The sequence below is a fragment of the Sphingomonas sp. genome (assembly GCF_039594485.1).
Lineage (GTDB): Bacteria > Pseudomonadota > Alphaproteobacteria > Sphingomonadales > Sphingomonadaceae > Sphingomonas.
In genome coordinates this window covers 153,660-170,769 of record NZ_JBCNNI010000002.1, presented here as the reverse complement: position 1 = coordinate 170,769, position 17,110 = coordinate 153,660, and the positions used below count along the sequence as shown (strand labels likewise).

Sequence of the window (17,110 nt, the reverse complement as noted above, 5' to 3'; positions counted from 1 at the left end):
GCCTTCGCTGGCAATTTCACGTTGGAGGATCTGGGCTTCATCTTCGTTCCTTCGTCACTGCGACGAAGCCCAGATCCTCCTCAACTCACAACCTCAAATCTGTGCCAGTGGTGCTGACGGGGGACAGGCGGCGTGACCTGTCGCCGTGGAGCATCAGGACGCGCGGACGATCCTCTGACGCAGTTCGCCGAAGATCGTGCGCCCTTGGCGCCCGGTAACGTTGAGAGACACCTCGTCGCCGAACGAGAGGAAGGGTGTCCTCGGCGATCCGATGGCGACCATCTCGATCGCCCGCCTTTCCGAGAGGCAGGCGGATCCGACGACGTCGGCGTTGCTGTTCGACACGGTTCCCGAGCCGATGATCGTGCCGGCGGGAAGGCTGCGCGTGCGAGCCGCATGGGCGATCAGTTCGTCGAAGCCGAAGGCCATCTCGCGGCCGTTCGGGTTGCCGAACCACGCACCGTTCACTTCGACCCGCAGATCCAGATGGACGCGCGCATCAGACCATGCATCGCCCAGCGAGTCAGGCGTGACGGCGAAGGGCGCGACGCTGCAGGCCGGTTTCGCTTGCACCCAGCCAAAGCCGGTCTTCATTTCGATGGGAGCGAGCGTGCGCAGCGACCAGTCGTTGATCAGGACCACGAGCTTCACATGGGCCAGGGCATCCGCGACCGAGCAGCCCATCGGCACGTCGTCGACGATGACCCCGAATTCCCCCTCGAAGTCGATGCCATCATCTTCCGAGGGCAGGGGGACGTCCTCGCACGGTCCGAGAAACTGGTGCGACAGGCCTTGATACATCAGGGGCCGCGCGGGATCGCTCGGCGGCGAGCCGAACGCGCGCTGCATCAGAACACCGTGATGGGCGAAGGCCGAACCGTCCAGCCACTGCCACGCTCTGGGCAACGGCGCTGCGAAGTCCTTCGCGGTCACCGCCGCGCCGTCTCCCCTCGCGAGGCGGTCGGCCGCCGCCAGGAGGGCGGGGTGGGCCGCGGGCCAGTCCTCCAGCGCCGTCTGCAGCGTCGGCCAATCCTCGACCGCGAGCACGCGTTGGCCATCGTCGGCGACGACCACCAGCGTTCCGTCACGCCCCCCGGCGCGCGTCGTTGCAAGTCGCATGATCAGTCCTCCAGGATCGCGACGGCGCGCGTCCAGCCCGCCGAGGCGCGCTTCATCTTGTAGGGGAAGCAACTGACGATGAAGCCGGTCGGCGGCAGCAGATCGAGGTTCGTCAGCTTTTCCATGTGGCAATAGCCGATCTCGCGTCCGGCCTTGTGCCCCTCCCAGATGAGGGAAAGGTCGCCGGTTTCGGAGACACGCTTCGCGGTGTACGTGAACGGTGCGTCCCAGCTCCAGGCGTCGGTCCCCGTGACGCGCACGCCGCGGGAGGTGAGATACAGGGTCGCCTCATACCCCATGCCGCAACCCGAGCCGAGAAAGGCGGGGGTGCCATAGGCCGCGCCCGCGCGCGTGTTGACGAGCACGATGTCGAGCGGGCGGAGATCGTGGCCGATACGCGCGAGTTCGGTTTCGACATCGGCCGCCGTCGCGACATAGCCATCGTCAAAGTGGCGAAAGTCCAGCCGGACGCCGGGGCGGAAGCACCAGTCCAGCGGCACCTCGTCGATCGTCATCGCAGGCTGCCCGCCGTCCTGCGTCGGGTGGTAGTGCCAGGGGGCATCGAGATGCGTGCCGTTGTGCGTGGTCAGCCAGACATTCTCCGCCGCGGCGAAGCCCGCGCCATCGGGCAGGTCGGCGGCGGTCACGCCGGGGAAGAAGGTCTGTATCTCGGGGACGGTTTCGAGATGCGTCTGGTACTCGATCCTGGGCCGCATGAACGGCGGATCGGCGACCGTCTCGTTGTCCAGCGTGACCGACAGGTCGATGAAGCGTCGGGGCATTAGCGGGCAACCTCCGGCAGGCGGTGGAGCATCGCGGGCGTGACCACCAGCGACAGCGCCACGGAATAGACGATCTTGATGGCCAGCCCCGGCATGAACCCGATCCATGCCGCACCGCTGGCCCAAAGCACGAGCAGCCAGGCCCCGCTGCCCAGCACCAGTGCCGCCACGGCGAATGCCAGCACACGGGCGAGGACGGCGACGACCAAGGGCCTGGCGAGCGCGCCGGCGCGACGCCGGCTCCAGATCATGCCGGGAATGGCCGTCCCCATCAGCGTGACCATGAAGCTCTGCGGCAGGAAATCATAGGCGAAGCCGCCGATCCCCCACACCGGCACGGCGGCAAGTCCGTGGAACATCCCGAAATAGAAGCCGAGCGTGATGACCGCGTTGATCGTGGCGCTGATCGCGGCCTCCTTCGCGAGCTCGCCACGGGTCAGCGCCCGGACGGTCATGCGGTGTGCCCGCCCAGCGTATCGGCGAACCAGTCGGCGATATAGTCGCGACCATAGGACATGTTGTCCGCGCCGACATGCTCCACCCCGCCTTCGCGCGGCGTGAAGATCTTGAGCTCGCGACGCGGACTATTGGTCAGTTGGTCATAGGCCTGGTGGGCATAGTCCAGACTGATCTGGCGATCCTTCTCGCCGTGCGTGACGAGGAAGGGCACCCTGATGCGCTCCATCAGACCGTCCATCGTCATGTCGGCGGACCGGCGATGGAAATCCTCCATGTCGTCGGCGCCGAAAGCCCACATGACATGCGCCCAATAGTGCGGCACCGGGTTCTCGCCCTCGCGCTTGAGCCGCTTCTGCTGGACCTCCGCCCAGTTGTGATTGGCGCCCCACACCGCGCCGCTCGCGAAACGCGGCTCGAAGGCCACCGCGCGCGGCGAGAAATGCCCACCCAGCGAGATACCGGCCATCCCGATGCGCGCGGCGTCGACGTCGTCGCGACCTTCCAGCCAGTCGACCGCGGCGGACGCCCAGTTCTCGCTGTGCGGATCGACGGGCAGCTTCTGAAGCCGCAGCGCCTCGCCGCTGCCAGGCTGGTCGACGCAGAGCGTGGAGATGCCGCGACGGGCCAGCGCCTCGGGGAGGCGGGACCAGAAGAGCAGTTCCTTGCAGCTGTCCAGCCCGTTGCAATAGACGACCGTCGGCTTCGGTCCGTCACCGGGCGCACGCACCCACAGCGCCGGCATCGTCCCCTTGGCCAGTGGCACTTCGACCCGCTCGCGGTTGAGGCGACCCAGCGCCGTCGAGCGGTCGAACACCGCGCGCGCCTTCGCATAGGTTTCCTGGCGCCCCGGATGGCCATGGCCCTGCATCCGCTCGGCGGTGAAGAGGTAGAGCGAGGCGCGTTCCATCTTGTCGGAGGCGGAGAAGGCGCGACCCGCCGCGATGTCCTCCTCTGCCAGGCCGATCAGCCGGTCGGCGACCTCCACCCACCGCTCCATGAACTGCCGGGTGTTGGCGTCCGCGCCGTTCGCCGCCGCATCGCGGATCGGCTGGCACATGTCGATCAGCTCACCGATCCGGCCGCCGCTCTCCATCGCCATCGCGACGGAGAGGTTCCAGATATAATTGGGGAAATACTCGAACAACGCCATGTCAAATCACCGCTGGCTGGAAGAGGCCCGCATCGGGCTTGGGGTGGGGCATCGTCTGCGGGCCGCCGACGCCGATGCCCCACTGGTCCATCGTGGTGGGTGTCGGCTGATGCACCTGTGCCTCGTGCGTCTCGAAGTCGACATGCTCGAGTTCCGAGGTGTACTCGACCGCGAAGCCGTTGGGCGTCGTGAAGTAGCTGAACGTGTTGTTGCCCGCGGTGTGCCGGCCCGGACCCCAGCGGATGTCGGTCCCCGCCTTCTTCAGCCGGGCGATGCCCGCCATCATGTCGTCGATCGTCGGCACGTCATAGGCGACGTGGTTGAGGCACGGCGGTCCGGGCAGGAAGGCGATCCGGTGATGCGCGGTGTTGCAGCGCAGAAAGGCCATGAAGTCGCCAAGCCAGTCCGACAGGCGGAAGCCCAGCACGTCGATGAAGAACTGCACCGCCGCCTTGTGGTCGGGCGAATGAAGGACGATGTGGCTGATCTTCTGCGGCACGCCTTCGAGCCGGCCGAGCTGTCGCGGCTCGCGCGGGGCGACGTCGCTCGACACCTCGATCGGCAGCCCGTCGGGGGAGAAGAAGCGGAAGCCATAGCCCCCGCCCAGCGTCTCGAGCGCGCGCGGGGCGTGGATGACCTTGCAGCCGGCCTGAACCACCTTGTCGTGCAGCGCGTCCACGTCGGCGGCCGTGTCGGCGGCCAGCGCGATCACGTCGATGCGGTTCGACGCGTCCTCGCGCAGCCGCACGACGAAGCGTTCCTCATCGCCCGCCGCCGCGAAGTAGATCAGGCCGTCCTGCTCGCCCGCCTCGACGAGTTTCCAGTCGTCCCGGTAGAAGTCCCGTTCGGCCGCCACGTCGGCGACCCCGTAACCCACATATCGAATGTCGGTGACCCGTGCCATGATCCGTTTCTCCTCGCCGCCGATCAGATCGGCTCTGCAACCCTGATGGACATTTCCCGCGTGGCCGCGGCGTTATCGACCGCCGGACCCAGGCCCAACTGACCGAGGCAGATCGCGCGCGACGCCTCGACGATGTAGCGGCATCGGTCGTAGCGGCGGTCATGGAAGGCGCGCAGCGCCGCCTCGAGGTCGTCATGTGCCGAGAGTTCCTCGGCCAGTACGATCGCGTCCTCGATCGCCATGCCGGCTCCCTGACCCAGATGCGGCGTCGTCGTGTGCACGGCGTCGCCGATCAGGACGGTCCGTCCTCGGTGCCACGCGCCCTCGACGAACAGAGTCTCGAGCGGGCGATAGACGACGGCCGCGTCGTCGGTGATCTGCTCCGCCAGCGCGCGGATGCGGGGTGCCGGCACCCCGGCGAGCCGTTCGCGCATCTGCGCGGCGAGCATTTCGCGGGGAAAGCGTGGGTTGCCCGGCTCGGGCGTCGTGACGAACATGTACATCTGCTCGTTCGACAGCGGCACGAGCCCCAGTCCCGTCGGCCCCTGGAAGGCGCACAGTCCGGTCACATCCTCGTCGCGCGGCAGGTTGTAGCGCCATACGGATTGCCCGGTGAACTCGGGCTCCGGCGCGTCGGGAAGCACCATGCGCCGTGTCGCGGAATACAGACCATCCGCTCCCACGACCAAATCATAGGAACCCTCCGACCCGTCGCTGAAGCGGACGCGGACCCTGTCGCCCTCGTCCTCCATCGCCTGCACGGTGATGCCGAGCCGAACCTCGACGCCCGCGCTGATCGCCTTCTCCCCGAGCACCTTGTGCAATGCCGGACGCCCGATGCCGATATTGGCCGGATAGCCATCGACCAGGCTCATATTGGGAATGCGCGCAACCTGCGTGCCGTCTGGCAGGAAGACCGAGACGTGATCGAAGCCATAGCCTGCGCAGATGTAATCATCGATGATGTCGAGCGCCTTCATCGCGCGCAGGACGTTCGACTGCTGAATGATGCCGACGCCATAGACGGACCAGGACGGGTCCTTTTCGATCATATCGACCGCAAAGCCTGCCCGCCGCAACGCGATGGCGGCCGTGCAGCCGCCGATGCCGGCTCCGATGACGAGGATGTGCAGATCACGCATGGGGGGTGACGGCGAAATGGGTCGCCGCTTCTCCAACGGGGGACAAGAAACACCGCAGCATGCTCCACCACCTCTCCTCATGGCGGACGATTGTTCGTCAGCCTTGCGGAATGTTTGCCATTGGGAATGTATAAATAAAAATACATATTAATGATGAAGATGCATAGGCTTTGGTTATTCGAGGGGTCAGTCAACAGGGGCTATCTGCACCTCAAGAGCGACGGGGCCTTGGGGAACGACCAGCTGACAGGCGAGGCGGGAGCGCAACGTGCGATGCGGCATGTCCTCCAGCATGGAGCGTTCGTCGGCCTCGGCCGGCGGCAAGAGCGGCGCCGAACCGTCCGAAACATAGAGATGGCAGGTGCCGCAAAGCCCTATACCCCCGCAAATGCCGAGGAGGTCGCCGCATCCCGCAAGACGCACGGCTTCGAGCAGCGTCATCCCCGGCGTGACGCACGCTTCATGTCGAACGCCATCGCGGGCGGTGACGCGGACGCGTGGTTGAGCCTCTTCGGTCATGTGCTGACGATTCCTTCATATCCATGATGGATTACGGATACGTGAAACGATAGGATGGTGCGAGAACGAAGTCGGGAGAAAGATCGATGATAGCCACCACCCATGTCGGCAGCCTCCCGCGAGGGGACGAGTTGACGCCTCTTCTACTGGCGCGCGACCGGGGAGAGGCCTATCCGGCCGATACCTTCGACACCCTGGTACGCCGCGCGATCGACGATGCGGTTTCGCGCCAGCGTGCGGCGGGGGTGACGATCATCAGCGACGGGGAACTCGGCAAGGTCGGCTATTCGACCTATATGATCGAACGGCTCGAGGGCTTTGGCGGCCATGTCGAGCGGCGGCCGGCGGCCGATCTCGCCGAGCATCCCGGACTCGCGCGCAAGCTGTCGGCGATGATGGGCAGCCAGGAGTTCACGCGCGCCTCGTGCATCGGCCCGGTCCGTCTGCGCACGCTCGACCCGCTCCACGACGACATCCGCCGGTTCCGTGCCGCGCTCGACGGGGTGGGCGGCGAGGTCCGCGCATTCATGAACGCCGCCTCACCGGGGCTGATCACGGCGTTCCAGGTCAATCGCCACTACCCCTCGCACGACGCGTATCTTGCCGATCTGGTCGACGCCATGCGGCCGGAATATGAGGCGATCGTCGCCGCGGGCTTCGACCTCCAGCTCGACTGCCCGGACCTCGCCATGTCGCGTCATACCGGCTATCAGGATCAGAGCGAGGCCGAGTTCCTGCGCACCGCCGCCGCCAATGTCGAGGCGCTCAACGCGGCGACCGCGGGAATCGCGCCCGAGCGGATGCGGATGCACGTCTGCTGGGGCAATTACGAAGGACCGCACGATCACGACATCGCGCTGGAGAAGGTCATCGACCTCATCATCGCGGCGCGCCCTTCGACCATTTTGTTCGAGGGGGCCAATCCGCGCCACGAGCATGAATGGACGGTGTGGCGCGACGCGACGCTCCCCGAGGACAAGATCCTGGCGCCGGGGTTGATCGATAGCTGTTCGAACTATGTCGAGCATCCCGAGCTGATTGCGCAGCGTATCGAGCGGTTCGCCCGCTTCGTCGGCAAGGACCGGGTGATCGCGAGCACCGACTGCGGCTTCGGGACCTTCGCCGGCTATGGAAAAATCGATCCCGACGTGACATGGAAGAAGCTGAAAGCCCTGCGGGAGGGTGCCGACCTTGCGGACGCGCGACTGTGACCAACGACGAACGCCGGAACATCGAGCATGACTGCGCGCGGCTGGTCGCTGCCTATGCCAATCGCAACGACGCGGCGGATTGGGAGGGGGTGGCCGCCCTGTTCGATGAAGCGGGGCGGTTCGCACGGCCTGCCGCTCCCGACGTCTGGATCGAAGGGCGTGAAGCCATATTGGCCGCCTATCGCTCGCGGCCCGCTCGCGCGACGCGCCACCTGTGCACCAATATCGTGATCGATGTGCTGTCGGCTGACGAGGCGACGGGTGAAAGCGCGATGGCCCTGTATCTCTCCCCTGCCGACGTCAAGCTCGGCACCTTCCACGATCGCTTCGTCCGCACGGTCGAAGGCTGGCGCTTCGCGGAGCGGCGGGGATCGCTGATCTTCTGAGTATTGCCATGTCCACCGCACCGTCCTCCTCCACCGTCAAGTCCGCGATGCGGACTCTCGACCTGCTGGAATATGTCGTGGCCCGACCGGGCGGGGTGGTGGCCCAGGAAATCTCGGCGGCGCTGGCGATCCCGGTCAGCAGCCTGTCCTACCTGCTCGCCACCATGGTCGAGCGCGAGTATCTGCGGCGCGAGGGGCGGAAATACCTGGCCGGCGTCCGGCTTGACCGGCTGCGCGGCCCGCGCCCCGACGAGACGCTGGTCGAGCGTGCGCATCCCTTCGTGACCGCCCTGCGTAACCGGCTGAACGAGACCGCGTCGCTCTTCGAACGCCGGGAGTGGAAGATGGTCGCCATGGTCACCGAGACGGGGGACCAGACGCTGCGCTACTCGATCGAGGTCGGGACGTTCATCCCGCTGCATTGCGTGGCGGCGGGCAAGGCGCTGCTCGCGGAGATGCCGCCGGAGGAGTTCGACCGCTACCTCGCCGAGACCGAGCGGGAGCGCTTCACCCCCCACACGATCACCGATCGCGCGGCGCTGAGCGACGAGATCGCGTCTATCCGGGAAACCGGCATCGCGACGACGCGGGACGAGATGACCCTCGGCATTTCGGGCATCGGCGTCGCCATCGGCGGCTTTGGCGGGACATCGGCGACCATTGGCGTCGCCATCCCCACCCCAAGGCTGTCCGACGCGGTGCTGCAGGACGCCATGGAGCAGGTGATGCGTACGGCGCAGTCGCTTCGCCGCGCGCTCGCGCAGGACTGACCGGACACCGTCGGCGGGCGTGCCGCCGACGGTGCGCCTTGCCGATTACACGCTCTTGGAGCGCCAGCCCTCCGCATAGGAGTCGCGGGCGACCTCCGAATAGGGAACGGGTGCGATCGTCGCCTTGATCTCGGTCTGGACGTGGCGCTCGACGGTCGGCTTGCTGGTGCCGCCATCCGGCTCGCCCCACAGCAGGGACACTTGCGTACCGGGTTCGGCAACATCCTCGTCGACCATCGCGAGCGCCAGGAACCGGCCAGCGTTGACGGTGTAGCCGATCCAGGTGGAGAGGCCGACGGTCTTGCCGTCCTTCAGCACCGCGTCATAGGGGTGCATGGCATAGACCGAACTCGGGAAATCCATGAACTTCGCCCGGTCGCCGGACTGGAGCAGCGAGCTCATCACGCGCAGCACGTCCTCATTGTCGAGCGCCAGCGTCACCTTGCGACGATGCGGCTGGTCCTTCATCCGCTCCAGCGCCTCGCGTCCCACGAAGTCATGATCGAACTTGACCATGATGCCGTAGCCAAGCTCCCAGGGAGTCAGATAGTAATCCTCGATATTGTCGGACACGAAGCTGCCGCCCACCGAAGCCATGCCCGGATAGGCAGTGTCGGGCAGCCACTCGCGGAACGCCTTGGTGCCCTCGCCGGTATAGACGGCGGGGAGCGGGGAGGGGATCCAGCCCGATTCGAGCGTGTTGGAGCTGTAGGTGCGTCCGCCCGACAGCTTGAGGTCGAAGTCCTTGCCAGCCTCGATCAGGGCGTTGCGTACCGTGTCATAATCCTTCCACGGGCCGAACAGTTCATAGCCCGGCTGGCCGGCCATGCCGTGGCGCAGCGCGCGCACGTCGACCCCGGCGATGGCCACCGTCGCCATGTGGAAGAATTTGAGGTCGGGCGGAGTCGCGCCCATCGCCCGCTCGAGCACCTTCATCGCGTTCGGGCCCTGGAGCTGGAAGCGATAATTGCGGCGCGTGTTCTTCTCCGCCTCGGGCCTTGCGGCGGTACGCTCGTCGCGCTCGACCTTGACGTCCCAGCGGCCGGTCGAGGCCCAATACTCGACCCATTCGATCGTCGGCGCGCGGCCGACGAGTTCGAACGTCTCCTCGCCCAGGTAGAAGAGGATCACGTCGCCGATCACATAGCCCTCCGGCGTGACCGGTGCGAACTGCTTGGCGCGATCGGGCACGAAGCCCTTGAAGCTGTTCGGCGCCAGATAGGCGAGCATGTCGAACGCCCCGGGCCCGGTCACCAGCAGGTCGACCATGTGGAAGCTCTGGTTGAACAGGATGGCGGTTTCTGCCCAGGCGCGCTGCTCGTCGCGCCAGTTGGTGTATTCGGCCGGAACGCCCGGATAGACGTTGGGCCCGACCTGCTGGTTGCGGAGGAAGGTGACGACGTCGCCCTGGGCGTCGAGCTTCTGCTGTAGAGAACTCATTATTTCCTCATCCTTTCTGTGCTTCTGCTTCTGTTTCACCGGAGCGCGCCGGCCAGGACAGCCAGTCGCGAACGATCTCGTTGAAGGCTTCGGGCCGTTCGGCCGGCGCCATATGGCCCGCGCCGGCGATGACCCGCAGGTGCCCGTCGGGCAGTAACCGCGTGATCGCCTCATGCTGTTCGGGAGGCGACCACATATCCTCGCTGCCGACCGCAACCAGCGTGGGACCGGCGATCGTCGGCAGCAACTGCTCCACCGCGGGCCGGTGCAGCAGCGCCTCGATCTGCCGGGCGAAGACGGTCGGGCCAGCCGCGATCACCATCTCGCGCAGCGTGTCCATGAGCGCGCCGTCGCGGCGCGAATCCTCGGCCAGCATCGGCGGCAGCCAGGCGTCGGCCAGTGCTGCGGCACCTTGGGCAAAGCCCAGGTCTCGCAGTCGGTAGCGACCGATCTCTTCTCCCGCCCGCACGGGATGGATCCCAGTATCGACCAGCGCGAGCCGCGTCAGGCGATGCGGTGCGCGCCGCACGATCTCCAGCGCCACGCGGGCCCCCATGGAGTGGCCGAGAATGGCGGCGGTGGGCGGCATCCTCGCAAGTGCATAGTCGGCCATGGATTCCAGCCGATCGGCCTTGCCGTAGAAGCCGTCGATCACCGACGCGCCCAGGCGAACCTGTGCGGCGAACATGCGCGAGTCGCACATCAGGCCGGGCAGGATGACCAGCGGGGTCCCGAACGGCTCTGTCACGTACCAGCACCATTTATGTTCACACTCATGATTTATTCGTCTATATGATATTCATAAGAAGCGCTAGGGGGCGCGATAAACATTGGAGAGGTGGCATGAAGAGCGTTCTGCACCCGAACTGGAGTCGGCCGCCGCTTCACATGGTGGACGGCTTTTCCCTGGAGATCACCGCCAAGGATGCCGACGCACTGCGCGCGGCGGCGCCGTTGCTGCCCCCTGACACGCCGGTCGCGGTGACGTTCCTTCCGGGGGAAACGGTGGACCAGCGCCTTGCCGCGACCCGGCTGGTGCGGGACCTCGGCTTCGAGCCGATGCCGCACTTCTCGGCACGGCGAATCGAGTCCCGCTCGGCGTTCCAGGATTATCTGGACCAGGCCGTCGAACAGGCGCGGGTGCGGCGCTGCTTCGTGATCGCGGGCGATCCCGCCGAGGCGGAGGGACCGTTCGCCGACAGTGCGGCCCTGATCGGGACAGGAGCATTCGAACGCGCCGGTATCATGGCGATCGGAGTCGGGGGGCACCCCGAAGGGCATCCCGCGATGTCGCGCGAGGACACATGGCGCGTGCTGGCCGCGAAGTGCGACGACATCGTGGCGCGCGGGATGGCCCCGTTGATCGTGACGCAGTTCGCGTTCGACGCCGACCCGCTGCTCGCCTGGGTGAAGGAGGCGCGTAGGCGGGGCATCGACGCGCCGGTGCGGCTCGGCGTTCCCGGGCCCGCCGGCATCAAGACGCTGGTCCGCTTCGCGGCACGTTGCGGCGTCGGTGCCTCGAGTGCGGTGCTGAGCAAATACGGCATCTCCATCGGCAAGCTGCTGGGCCAGGCCGGACCGGACCGGCTGGTGGAGAATCTCGGGCGTGGCCTGACGCCGGAACACGGCGCGGTGCGCCTCCACTTCTATCCCTTCGGCGGCCTCGAAAAGACGGCCGCATGGATCAACCAATATGCAGCGACGCGGAACTGACGCGCGCCAAGGGGAGACTATTGTGACGGACACTTGCACGCTTCGCCTGCATTGCACCGACAGGCCCGGACTTGTCGCGGCGGTCGCCTCTTTCCTGGCCAAACGCGGCGCCAACATTGTCGAGGCGCAGCAGTTCGACGATGGCGCATCCGGCGAATTCTTCATGCGCGTCGTCTTCCGCCCGTCGCCCGATGACGACCCCGCCGCCCTTCGTGCGGAGTTCGCGCCGGTTGCCGACGCCATCGCCATGACCTGGTCGCTGCGCGAGGCGCGCGTGCCGCAGCGCGTCCTGCTGATGGTTTCCAAATGGGACCATTGCCTCGGCGATCTCCTGTACCGGCATCGGCTGGGGGAACTGCCGATGAAGATCGTGGGGATCGCGTCCAATCACCCGCGCGAGGTGCTTCATACGTCCCTGATCGGCGACATCCCCTATCATTATCTGCCCGTCACGCGGGAGACGAAGGCGACCCAGGAGGCGCAGATCAAGCAGCTGGTAACGGAGACGGGCGCCGATCTCGTCGTGCTCGCGCGCTACATGCAAATCCTGTCGGACGATCTTGCCGGCTTCCTGTCGGGGCGTTGCATCAACATCCACCACAGCTTCCTGCCCGGGTTCAAGGGCGCCAAGCCCTATCATCAGGCGCATGCGCGCGGGGTGAAGATGATCGGCGCCACCGGACACTATGTCACCGCCGACCTCGACGAAGGGCCGATCATCCATCAGGACGTCGAAGCGGTGACACATGCGGACACACCCGATGATCTGGTCCGCAAGGGGCGGGACATCGAGCGGCGCGTGCTGGCGGAGGCGGTGCGGCTGCATCTTGAGGACCGCGTTTTCCAGCATGGCGCCCGAACCGTCGTCTTCAGGAGTTGAACGGCCATGGCACGGATCATCTCTGGCGACGCGATCGCCGCGGATCTGGGACGGCGCACGGCCGAGCGCCGCGCGGCCCGCTGCAAAACACCGTCAAGGCCGCGGAGAACGCCGATGCGAGCATGTGAATCGACGCTGACGATCGGGATAACGGCGCTCGAGGTTCTCGCCGATATCGGTATCGAGCCTGACGAGATCGGCCGACGACAGCCGCTGCGTCTGGACGTTTCGCTGGGCCTGGCGTCGGAGGCGGGGGCGACCCTTGCCAACACCATCGACTATCGCCGCATCGCGGCCCTGGCGGACGAACTTGCGGAGGAACGCGTCGAGCTGATCGAGACGTTCGCCCGCCGTCTGGCGGAAGGCTGCCTCGCCTGGCCGTTCGTCGTCACCGCCACCGTCATGGTGGAAAAGCCTCGCGCCCTGCATCGCGGGATCGCCCGCGCCGAGGTGTCGCTCGTCGCGCGCTGACCGCGCGTCAGCCGGAAAGCATCGTCTCGATCTCGGCGAGCGTCCGGTAGCAGGGCATCACCTCGGCGACCGACGCGATCGGCTGTCGCCCATCCCGGATCGCGTTCAGGAACTCGCGGTCCTGCGCCTCCACCCCGTCCATCGCCCCGTCGACCGGGGCCAGTGCGACCGGGTCGCCCGCGCCGGTCACCAGTTCGTCGTAGCGGGCTATCCATGTCCCCGTGTCGCAGATGTACCGGAAGAAGCTGCCAAGCGGGCCGTCATTGTTGAAGGACAGGCTCAGCGTGCACAGCGCGCCGCTCTCCGCCTTGAGCTGGATCGACATGTCCATCGCGATGCCGAGGTGCGGATCGACGGGGCCGGACATTGCGTGGGCGGTGACGATCGGGCCCGCCTGCCACGCGAACAGGTCCACCGTGTGCGCCGCGTGATGCCATAGGAGATGGTCGGTCCATGACCGGGGCTCACCCTTGGCGTTCGTGTTGGTGCGGCGCAGGAAATGGGTCTGCACGTCGAGCTGCTGGATCCGCGCCGCGCCACTGGCGAACAAGCGGTGCAGGTGGCGGTGGCTGGGATTGAACCGTCGCGTGTGACCGACCATCGCCACGCGCCCCGTCTCGCGCTGGCGACGCAGCACCGCCTCGGCCTGCGCCAGTCCGTCCGCGAGCGGGATTTCCACCATCACGTGCTTGCCCGCGTCGAGACAGGCGAGCGCCTGTTCGGCATGAAGCGGCGTCGGCGTGGCGAGGATCACCGCGTCGACGTCCTGGCGCTCGAGCGTGCGGGCCAGATCATGGTCGGCATGGATCGCCCCATGGCGCTGCGCCAGCGCGTCGACCTGTTTCGCCTCCGGCCCCACGATCGCCGCGAGGGTCGCCCCCCGGATACGGTCGATCGCGGCCAGATGCTTCTCCGCGAACGCTCCCGTGCCCGCGATCGCGACGTTCACCATCAGGTGGTGGCCAGCGCGCGATCGTCGTCGGTCCCCGGCTGCTCGCCATTGTCGGGCAGCAGCACGAGATGGCCGATCGCGGTGTTGGAGCAGGGCACGTGATAATGGCGGTGTAGCGCCCGCGTGCGCGCGCCGAGCGCCCCCCGCATCACCAGCCACATGACCATCTCGATGCCCTCCGTGCCGGTCTCGCGCAGATACTCGATATGCGAGATTTGGCGCGCCTCCTGCCCTTCGCCGATCAGGCTGTCGATGAAGCGGTTGTCCCATTCGCGGTTGATCAGTCCGGCGCGCGGGCTCTGGAGCTGGTGGCTCATGCCGCCGGTTCCCCAGATCTGCACGTTGAGGTCCTCTGGAAAGCTGGCGACGGCGCGCGCGATCGCCTCGCCCAACGCCCAGCAGCGATTGCCCGAGGGCGGCGGATAGGTGACCACGTTGACCGCAAGCGGGATCACCTTCGCCGGCCACGCCTCCGGTTTGCCGAACATCATCGTCAACGGAACGGTCAGACCGTGATCGACCTCCATCTCGTTGATGATGGTCATGTCGAACTCGTCGAGGATCAGGCTCTGCGCAATGTGCCAGGCGAGGTCGGGATGCCCGAGCACCGGCGGCACCGCGCGCGGCCCCCAACCCTCGTCCGCGGGCATGTAGCGCTCGCCGCAGCCAATCGCGAACGTGGGAATGATCTTCATGTCGAACGCGCTGGCATGGTCGTTATAGACCAGGATGACGACGTCCGGCTTCTCTTCGCGCTCCCACGCGCGGGTCCATTCATAGCCCTCGAAGATGGGCCCGAAATAGCTGTCCGCATCCTTGCCCGTGTCCGCGGCGACGCCGAGCAGCGGGACATGACTGGACCCCACGCCGGCAGTGATCCTGGCCATCAACGCTTCTCCCTGATCGAACGCAGGCCGTCGGGGGAACGTCCGCCGGCAATCATCATCGCTGCATAGTCGTCAAAGCCCATGTCGGTCATCGTCGACACCGCCTTGGCGAACGGCACGCCGTCGGTCGAGATGAGCTTGGCGAGGAAATAGATGTTCGCGCCAAGGTCGAGGCAGCGGTTGTAATCGCGTGCGAGCAGCGCCTCCCTCTGCTCGTCGGTGAGCGGCCATTCCGCCATATAGGCACGCTCATCGGCCTTGAACCGTTCGCGATTCTCCGCCTTCATCAGGCTCATGGCGAACTGGTTCATGTGATAGCCTTCCCGCGCGCGCCGCGCGGTGAATACGCGGGTGCCGGGGATATCGTCCAACTCCGCCAGATAGGCGTGGATGTCGCGCGGCGCGCCGGCAGGCGACGGATCGCTCATAAGCCTCTCTCCTTGAGCTTGGTGTCGAGGCGCGGGAAAACCCGGCGCGCATTGCCCTCATAGATCGCATGCCGTTCCGCCTCGGAGATCGGCAGCGCATCGACATAACGCTTCGTGTCGTCGAAATGATGACCCGTTTCCGGGTCGATCCCGCGCACCGCCCCGACCATCTCGCTGCCGAACAGGATGTTCTTGGTCTCGATGACGTCGGCGAGCAGGTCTATCCCCGGCTGATGATAGACGCAGGTGTCGAAGAACACATTTTCCATCAGGTGGGTGGCGAGCGCCGGCTTCTTCAGCATGTCGGCGAGGCCGCGATAGCGTCCCCAGTGATAGGGCACGGCCCCGCCGCCATGCGGGATGATGAAGCGGAGCGTCGGGAAGTCCGCGAACAGGTCGCCTTCCAGTAACTGCATGAAGGCGATGGTGTCGGCGGCGATATAATAGGCGCCGGTGGCATGCATCGCCGGGTTGCAGCAGCCCGACACATGGATCATCGCCGGCACGTCGAGCGCGACCATGGCCTCGTAGAACGGATACCAGTAGCGGTCGGTCAGCGGTGGATGGGCGAAATGGCCGCCGCCGGGATCCGGGTTGAGGTTGCAACCGATAAAGCCGAGCTGCTCGACGCAACGATGCAGCTCCGCGATCGAGCCCGACAGGTCGGCGGCGGGCGATTGCGGTAACATGCAGACCCCGGCGAACGTCTCGGGATACAGGGCGACGCAACGCGCGATCAGGTCGTTGTTGGCGCGCGCCCAGGCGGTCGCGACCGCCTCGTCACCGACATGCGGCGCCATGGCGGAGGCGCGAGGGGAGAAGAGCGTCATGTCGGCATCGCGCTCGCGCAGCAGACGGAGCTGGTTCGCCTCCAGCGTGTCGCGAATCTCGTCGTCGCTGATCGACGGATAGGCGGGAGCGGGCCTTCCCGCCTTCCACGCCGCCACCTGCTCCTCGCGCCAGGCAGTGTGCGCGGCGGGCGCTGTCGTATAGTGTCCGTGGCAATCGATCACCAGGGTCACGCCGCCATCTCCTTCGTGACCGGCGTGAGCTGCGCCAGCTTGGCCACCAGCCCTTCCGCCGGCGCGATCGACAGTTCGCCGACGAGCCGCTGCCGCAACGCCGCCGCCCGGGTGAGGCCATCATGCAGGCCGAGTTCGTTCAGCATGGTCGTCACCTCGTCGAGTTCGGCGGCGCGTCGGCGGCCATGGACCATCATGCGATCCAGATTGTAGTCGAACAGCGTCTCCCAGCCACTGTCCCGGCGGGATGCGTCGAGCGACGCGATCACCTCTTCGCGCACCCCGGCGGCCTCTGCGGCCAGGATGCATTCGGCGGAGAGCGCCTCGATGCCCTTGATCATGATCGAGCGAACCATCTTGACCGCCGCCGCCGCACCGATGGGGCCGTCGATCACCCGCACATTGCCGAAACCTGCATCGACCAGCGTTGCGAGACCCGCCCCGGCGTGCGGCCCCGACAGGAGAAGCGGCACGTCGCGCGCCGCCGGGAGGACCGGCGCCATCACCGCCACGTCGACATATCTGGCGCCGCAGCGCTCGACCGCGGTGGCGGCGGCCCGCTTCGTGCCAGGCGAAACGGAATTGAAATCGAGCCAGAGCGCGCCCGCGCGGAGGAGATCGGCATAGCCGCGCGCCGCCGGAAGCGCCTGGTCGGCGGTGACGACGCTGACGACCGCCTCGGCGTCGCGCAACGCGGCCTCGGCGGTGGCGAACGCCTCCACGTCGAGCGCGGCGGTGCGGCGAAGCGGCGCGGCGGCCGGATCATCGAACAGGCGATCCCAGCACGCGTCCCCCGGCTTCGCCAGCGCGCTACCGGCCTCCCCAAAGCCGACAAAGGTCAAGTATGTCTCCATCCCGTTCCCAGTAGGCTGCCG

The 17,110-nt window shown here is 66.7% G+C and carries 20 protein-coding genes; 6 read left to right on the top strand and 14 right to left on the bottom strand.

From position 1 onward, the window contains the following. Nucleotides 1-153: 153 nt before the first annotated feature. The 7 genes from ABDV78_RS01800 to ABDV78_RS01770 all read right to left on the bottom strand — a co-directional run bounded on the left by ABDV78_RS01800 (nt 154) and on the right by ABDV78_RS01770 (nt 6,075). Entirely contained in the window at nt 154-1,119 is a 966-nt protein-coding gene (locus ABDV78_RS01800) for a fumarylacetoacetate hydrolase family protein (protein WP_343525464.1), read from the bottom strand. 2 nt (nt 1,120-1,121) lie between these two features. Continuing rightward, on the bottom strand, nt 1,122-1,901 hold the full coding sequence (locus ABDV78_RS01795) for a cyclase family protein (RefSeq protein WP_343525463.1): 780 nt from the start codon (nt 1,899-1,901) through the stop codon (nt 1,122-1,124). Then, a complete protein-coding gene (locus ABDV78_RS01790; RefSeq protein WP_343525462.1) occupies nt 1,901-2,356 on the bottom strand; it encodes a hypothetical protein in 456 nt (151 codons plus the stop codon). The genes ABDV78_RS01795 and ABDV78_RS01790 overlap by 1 nt, the downstream gene beginning before the upstream one ends. Next, entirely contained in the window at nt 2,353-3,510 is a 1,158-nt protein-coding gene (locus tag ABDV78_RS01785; protein ID WP_343525461.1) for an alpha/beta fold hydrolase, read from the bottom strand. The genes ABDV78_RS01790 and ABDV78_RS01785 overlap by 4 nt, the downstream gene beginning before the upstream one ends. A 1-nt stretch (nt 3,511) precedes the next feature. Further along, complete coding sequence (locus tag ABDV78_RS01780; RefSeq protein WP_343525460.1) at nt 3,512-4,414, bottom strand: VOC family protein; 903 nt, start codon at nt 4,412-4,414, stop codon at nt 3,512-3,514. Between the two features lie 23 nt (nt 4,415-4,437). Next, nucleotides 4,438-5,556 carry an FAD-dependent oxidoreductase gene (locus ABDV78_RS01775; protein ID WP_343525459.1) on the bottom strand — a complete coding sequence of 373 codons (1,119 nt, stop codon included), beginning with the start codon at nt 5,554-5,556 and terminating at the stop codon, nt 4,438-4,440. A 186-nt stretch (nt 5,557-5,742) separates the two neighbouring features. Continuing rightward, nucleotides 5,743-6,075, bottom strand: coding sequence for a 2Fe-2S iron-sulfur cluster-binding protein (locus ABDV78_RS01770; protein WP_343525458.1), 333 nt, complete (start codon nt 6,073-6,075; stop codon nt 5,743-5,745). A gap of 86 nt (nt 6,076-6,161) precedes the next feature. Between ABDV78_RS01770 and ABDV78_RS01765 the strand changes: the two genes are divergently transcribed. The 3 genes from ABDV78_RS01765 to ABDV78_RS01755 are packed head-to-tail and all read left to right on the top strand — an operon-like array spanning nt 6,162 to nt 8,442. Beyond that, nucleotides 6,162-7,286 (top strand): cobalamin-independent methionine synthase II family protein, encoded by a 1,125-nt coding sequence (locus ABDV78_RS01765; protein WP_343525457.1) that lies wholly within the window; start codon nt 6,162-6,164, stop codon nt 7,284-7,286. After that, on the top strand, nt 7,283-7,672 hold the full coding sequence (locus ABDV78_RS01760; RefSeq protein ID WP_343525456.1) for a nuclear transport factor 2 family protein: 390 nt from the start codon (nt 7,283-7,285) through the stop codon (nt 7,670-7,672). The genes ABDV78_RS01765 and ABDV78_RS01760 overlap by 4 nt, the downstream gene beginning before the upstream one ends. 8 nt (nt 7,673-7,680) lie before the next feature. Continuing rightward, nucleotides 7,681-8,442 (top strand): IclR family transcriptional regulator, encoded by a 762-nt coding sequence (locus tag ABDV78_RS01755; RefSeq protein WP_343525455.1) that lies wholly within the window; start codon nt 7,681-7,683, stop codon nt 8,440-8,442. Between the two features lie 45 nt (nt 8,443-8,487). Here ABDV78_RS01755 and ABDV78_RS01750 read toward each other — a convergent pair whose 3' ends face one another. Together ABDV78_RS01750 and ABDV78_RS01745 are read right to left on the bottom strand one after the other, a co-directional pair. After that, complete coding sequence (locus ABDV78_RS01750; RefSeq protein ID WP_343525454.1) at nt 8,488-9,882, bottom strand: aminomethyl transferase family protein; 1,395 nt, start codon at nt 9,880-9,882, stop codon at nt 8,488-8,490. Between the two features lie 7 nt (nt 9,883-9,889). After that, nucleotides 9,890-10,570, bottom strand: a complete 681-nt coding sequence (locus tag ABDV78_RS01745) for an alpha/beta hydrolase (protein ID WP_343525453.1) — start codon at nt 10,568-10,570, stop codon at nt 9,890-9,892. 155 nt (nt 10,571-10,725) lie between these two features. Here ABDV78_RS01745 and ABDV78_RS01740 point away from each other — a divergent pair, with 155 nt between their 5' ends. The 3 genes from ABDV78_RS01740 to ABDV78_RS01730 are packed head-to-tail and all read left to right on the top strand — an operon-like array spanning nt 10,726 to nt 12,946. Beyond that, on the top strand, nt 10,726-11,595 hold the full coding sequence (locus ABDV78_RS01740; RefSeq protein WP_343525452.1) for a methylenetetrahydrofolate reductase: 870 nt from the start codon (nt 10,726-10,728) through the stop codon (nt 11,593-11,595). A 22-nt stretch (nt 11,596-11,617) separates the two neighbouring features. After that, nucleotides 11,618-12,475: a formyltetrahydrofolate deformylase gene (gene purU / locus ABDV78_RS01735; RefSeq protein WP_343525451.1), complete on the top strand. Its 858-nt coding sequence runs from the start codon at nt 11,618-11,620 to the stop codon at nt 12,473-12,475. Nucleotides 12,476-12,481: 6 nt separating this feature from the next. Then, a complete protein-coding gene (locus ABDV78_RS01730) occupies nt 12,482-12,946 on the top strand; it encodes a dihydroneopterin aldolase (RefSeq protein ID WP_343525449.1) in 465 nt (154 codons plus the stop codon). 7 nt (nt 12,947-12,953) lie between these two features. Here ABDV78_RS01730 and ABDV78_RS01725 read toward each other — a convergent pair whose 3' ends face one another. Genes ABDV78_RS01725 through ABDV78_RS01705 form a run of 5 tightly spaced genes read right to left on the bottom strand, consistent with a single transcriptional unit; the run spans nt 12,954 to nt 17,077 of the window. Further along, entirely contained in the window at nt 12,954-13,895 is a 942-nt protein-coding gene (locus tag ABDV78_RS01725) for a Gfo/Idh/MocA family oxidoreductase (protein WP_343525469.1), read from the bottom strand. Between the two features lie 2 nt (nt 13,896-13,897). Then, the gene (locus tag ABDV78_RS01720; protein WP_343525448.1) at nt 13,898-14,785 is read right to left on the bottom strand and encodes a class III extradiol dioxygenase subunit beta; all 888 of its coding nucleotides are present in this window, start codon (nt 14,783-14,785) and stop codon (nt 13,898-13,900) included. Continuing rightward, nucleotides 14,785-15,213 (bottom strand): protocatechuate 4,5-dioxygenase subunit alpha, encoded by a 429-nt coding sequence (ligA, locus tag ABDV78_RS01715; RefSeq protein ID WP_343525447.1) that lies wholly within the window; start codon nt 15,211-15,213, stop codon nt 14,785-14,787. Before ligA ends, ABDV78_RS01720 begins: the two co-directional genes overlap by 1 nt. Further along, nucleotides 15,210-16,235: an amidohydrolase family protein gene (locus ABDV78_RS01710; protein WP_343525446.1), complete on the bottom strand. Its 1,026-nt coding sequence runs from the start codon at nt 16,233-16,235 to the stop codon at nt 15,210-15,212. Before ABDV78_RS01710 ends, ligA begins: the two co-directional genes overlap by 4 nt. Then, nucleotides 16,232-17,077: a DUF1932 domain-containing protein gene (locus tag ABDV78_RS01705; protein WP_343525445.1), complete on the bottom strand. Its 846-nt coding sequence runs from the start codon at nt 17,075-17,077 to the stop codon at nt 16,232-16,234. The genes ABDV78_RS01710 and ABDV78_RS01705 overlap by 4 nt, the downstream gene beginning before the upstream one ends. Nucleotides 17,078-17,110 lie beyond the last annotated feature (33 nt).

Bases quoted from the DNA above. Each gene is read 5' to 3' on its own strand.
- ABDV78_RS01795 (WP_343525463.1), bottom strand. From the start codon at position 1,901: ATGCCCCGACGCTTCATCGACCTGTCGGTCACGCTGGACAACGAGACG.
- ligA (WP_343525447.1), bottom strand. From the start codon at position 15,213: ATGAGCGATCCGTCGCCTGCCGGCGCGCCGCGCGACATCCACGCCTAT.
- ABDV78_RS01800 (WP_343525464.1), bottom strand. From the start codon at position 1,119: ATGCGACTTGCAACGACGCGCGCCGGGGGGCGTGACGGAACGCTGGTG.
- ABDV78_RS01730 (WP_343525449.1), top strand. From the start codon at position 12,482: ATGGCACGGATCATCTCTGGCGACGCGATCGCCGCGGATCTGGGACGG.
- ABDV78_RS01780 (WP_343525460.1), bottom strand. From the start codon at position 4,414: ATGGCACGGGTCACCGACATTCGATATGTGGGTTACGGGGTCGCCGAC.
- ABDV78_RS01755 (WP_343525455.1), top strand. From the start codon at position 7,681: ATGTCCACCGCACCGTCCTCCTCCACCGTCAAGTCCGCGATGCGGACT.
- ABDV78_RS01750 (WP_343525454.1), bottom strand. From the start codon at position 9,882: ATGAGTTCTCTACAGCAGAAGCTCGACGCCCAGGGCGACGTCGTCACC.
- ABDV78_RS01720 (WP_343525448.1), bottom strand. From the start codon at position 14,785: ATGGCCAGGATCACTGCCGGCGTGGGGTCCAGTCATGTCCCGCTGCTC.
- ABDV78_RS01790 (WP_343525462.1), bottom strand. From the start codon at position 2,356: ATGACCGTCCGGGCGCTGACCCGTGGCGAGCTCGCGAAGGAGGCCGCG.
- ABDV78_RS01770 (WP_343525458.1), bottom strand. From the start codon at position 6,075: ATGACCGAAGAGGCTCAACCACGCGTCCGCGTCACCGCCCGCGATGGC.
- ABDV78_RS01765 (WP_343525457.1), top strand. From the start codon at position 6,162: ATGATAGCCACCACCCATGTCGGCAGCCTCCCGCGAGGGGACGAGTTG.
- ABDV78_RS01740 (WP_343525452.1), top strand. From the start codon at position 10,726: ATGAAGAGCGTTCTGCACCCGAACTGGAGTCGGCCGCCGCTTCACATG.
- ABDV78_RS01745 (WP_343525453.1), bottom strand. From the start codon at position 10,570: ATGTTCGCCGCACAGGTTCGCCTGGGCGCGTCGGTGATCGACGGCTTC.
- ABDV78_RS01775 (WP_343525459.1), bottom strand. From the start codon at position 5,556: ATGCGTGATCTGCACATCCTCGTCATCGGAGCCGGCATCGGCGGCTGC.
- ABDV78_RS01785 (WP_343525461.1), bottom strand. From the start codon at position 3,510: ATGGCGTTGTTCGAGTATTTCCCCAATTATATCTGGAACCTCTCCGTC.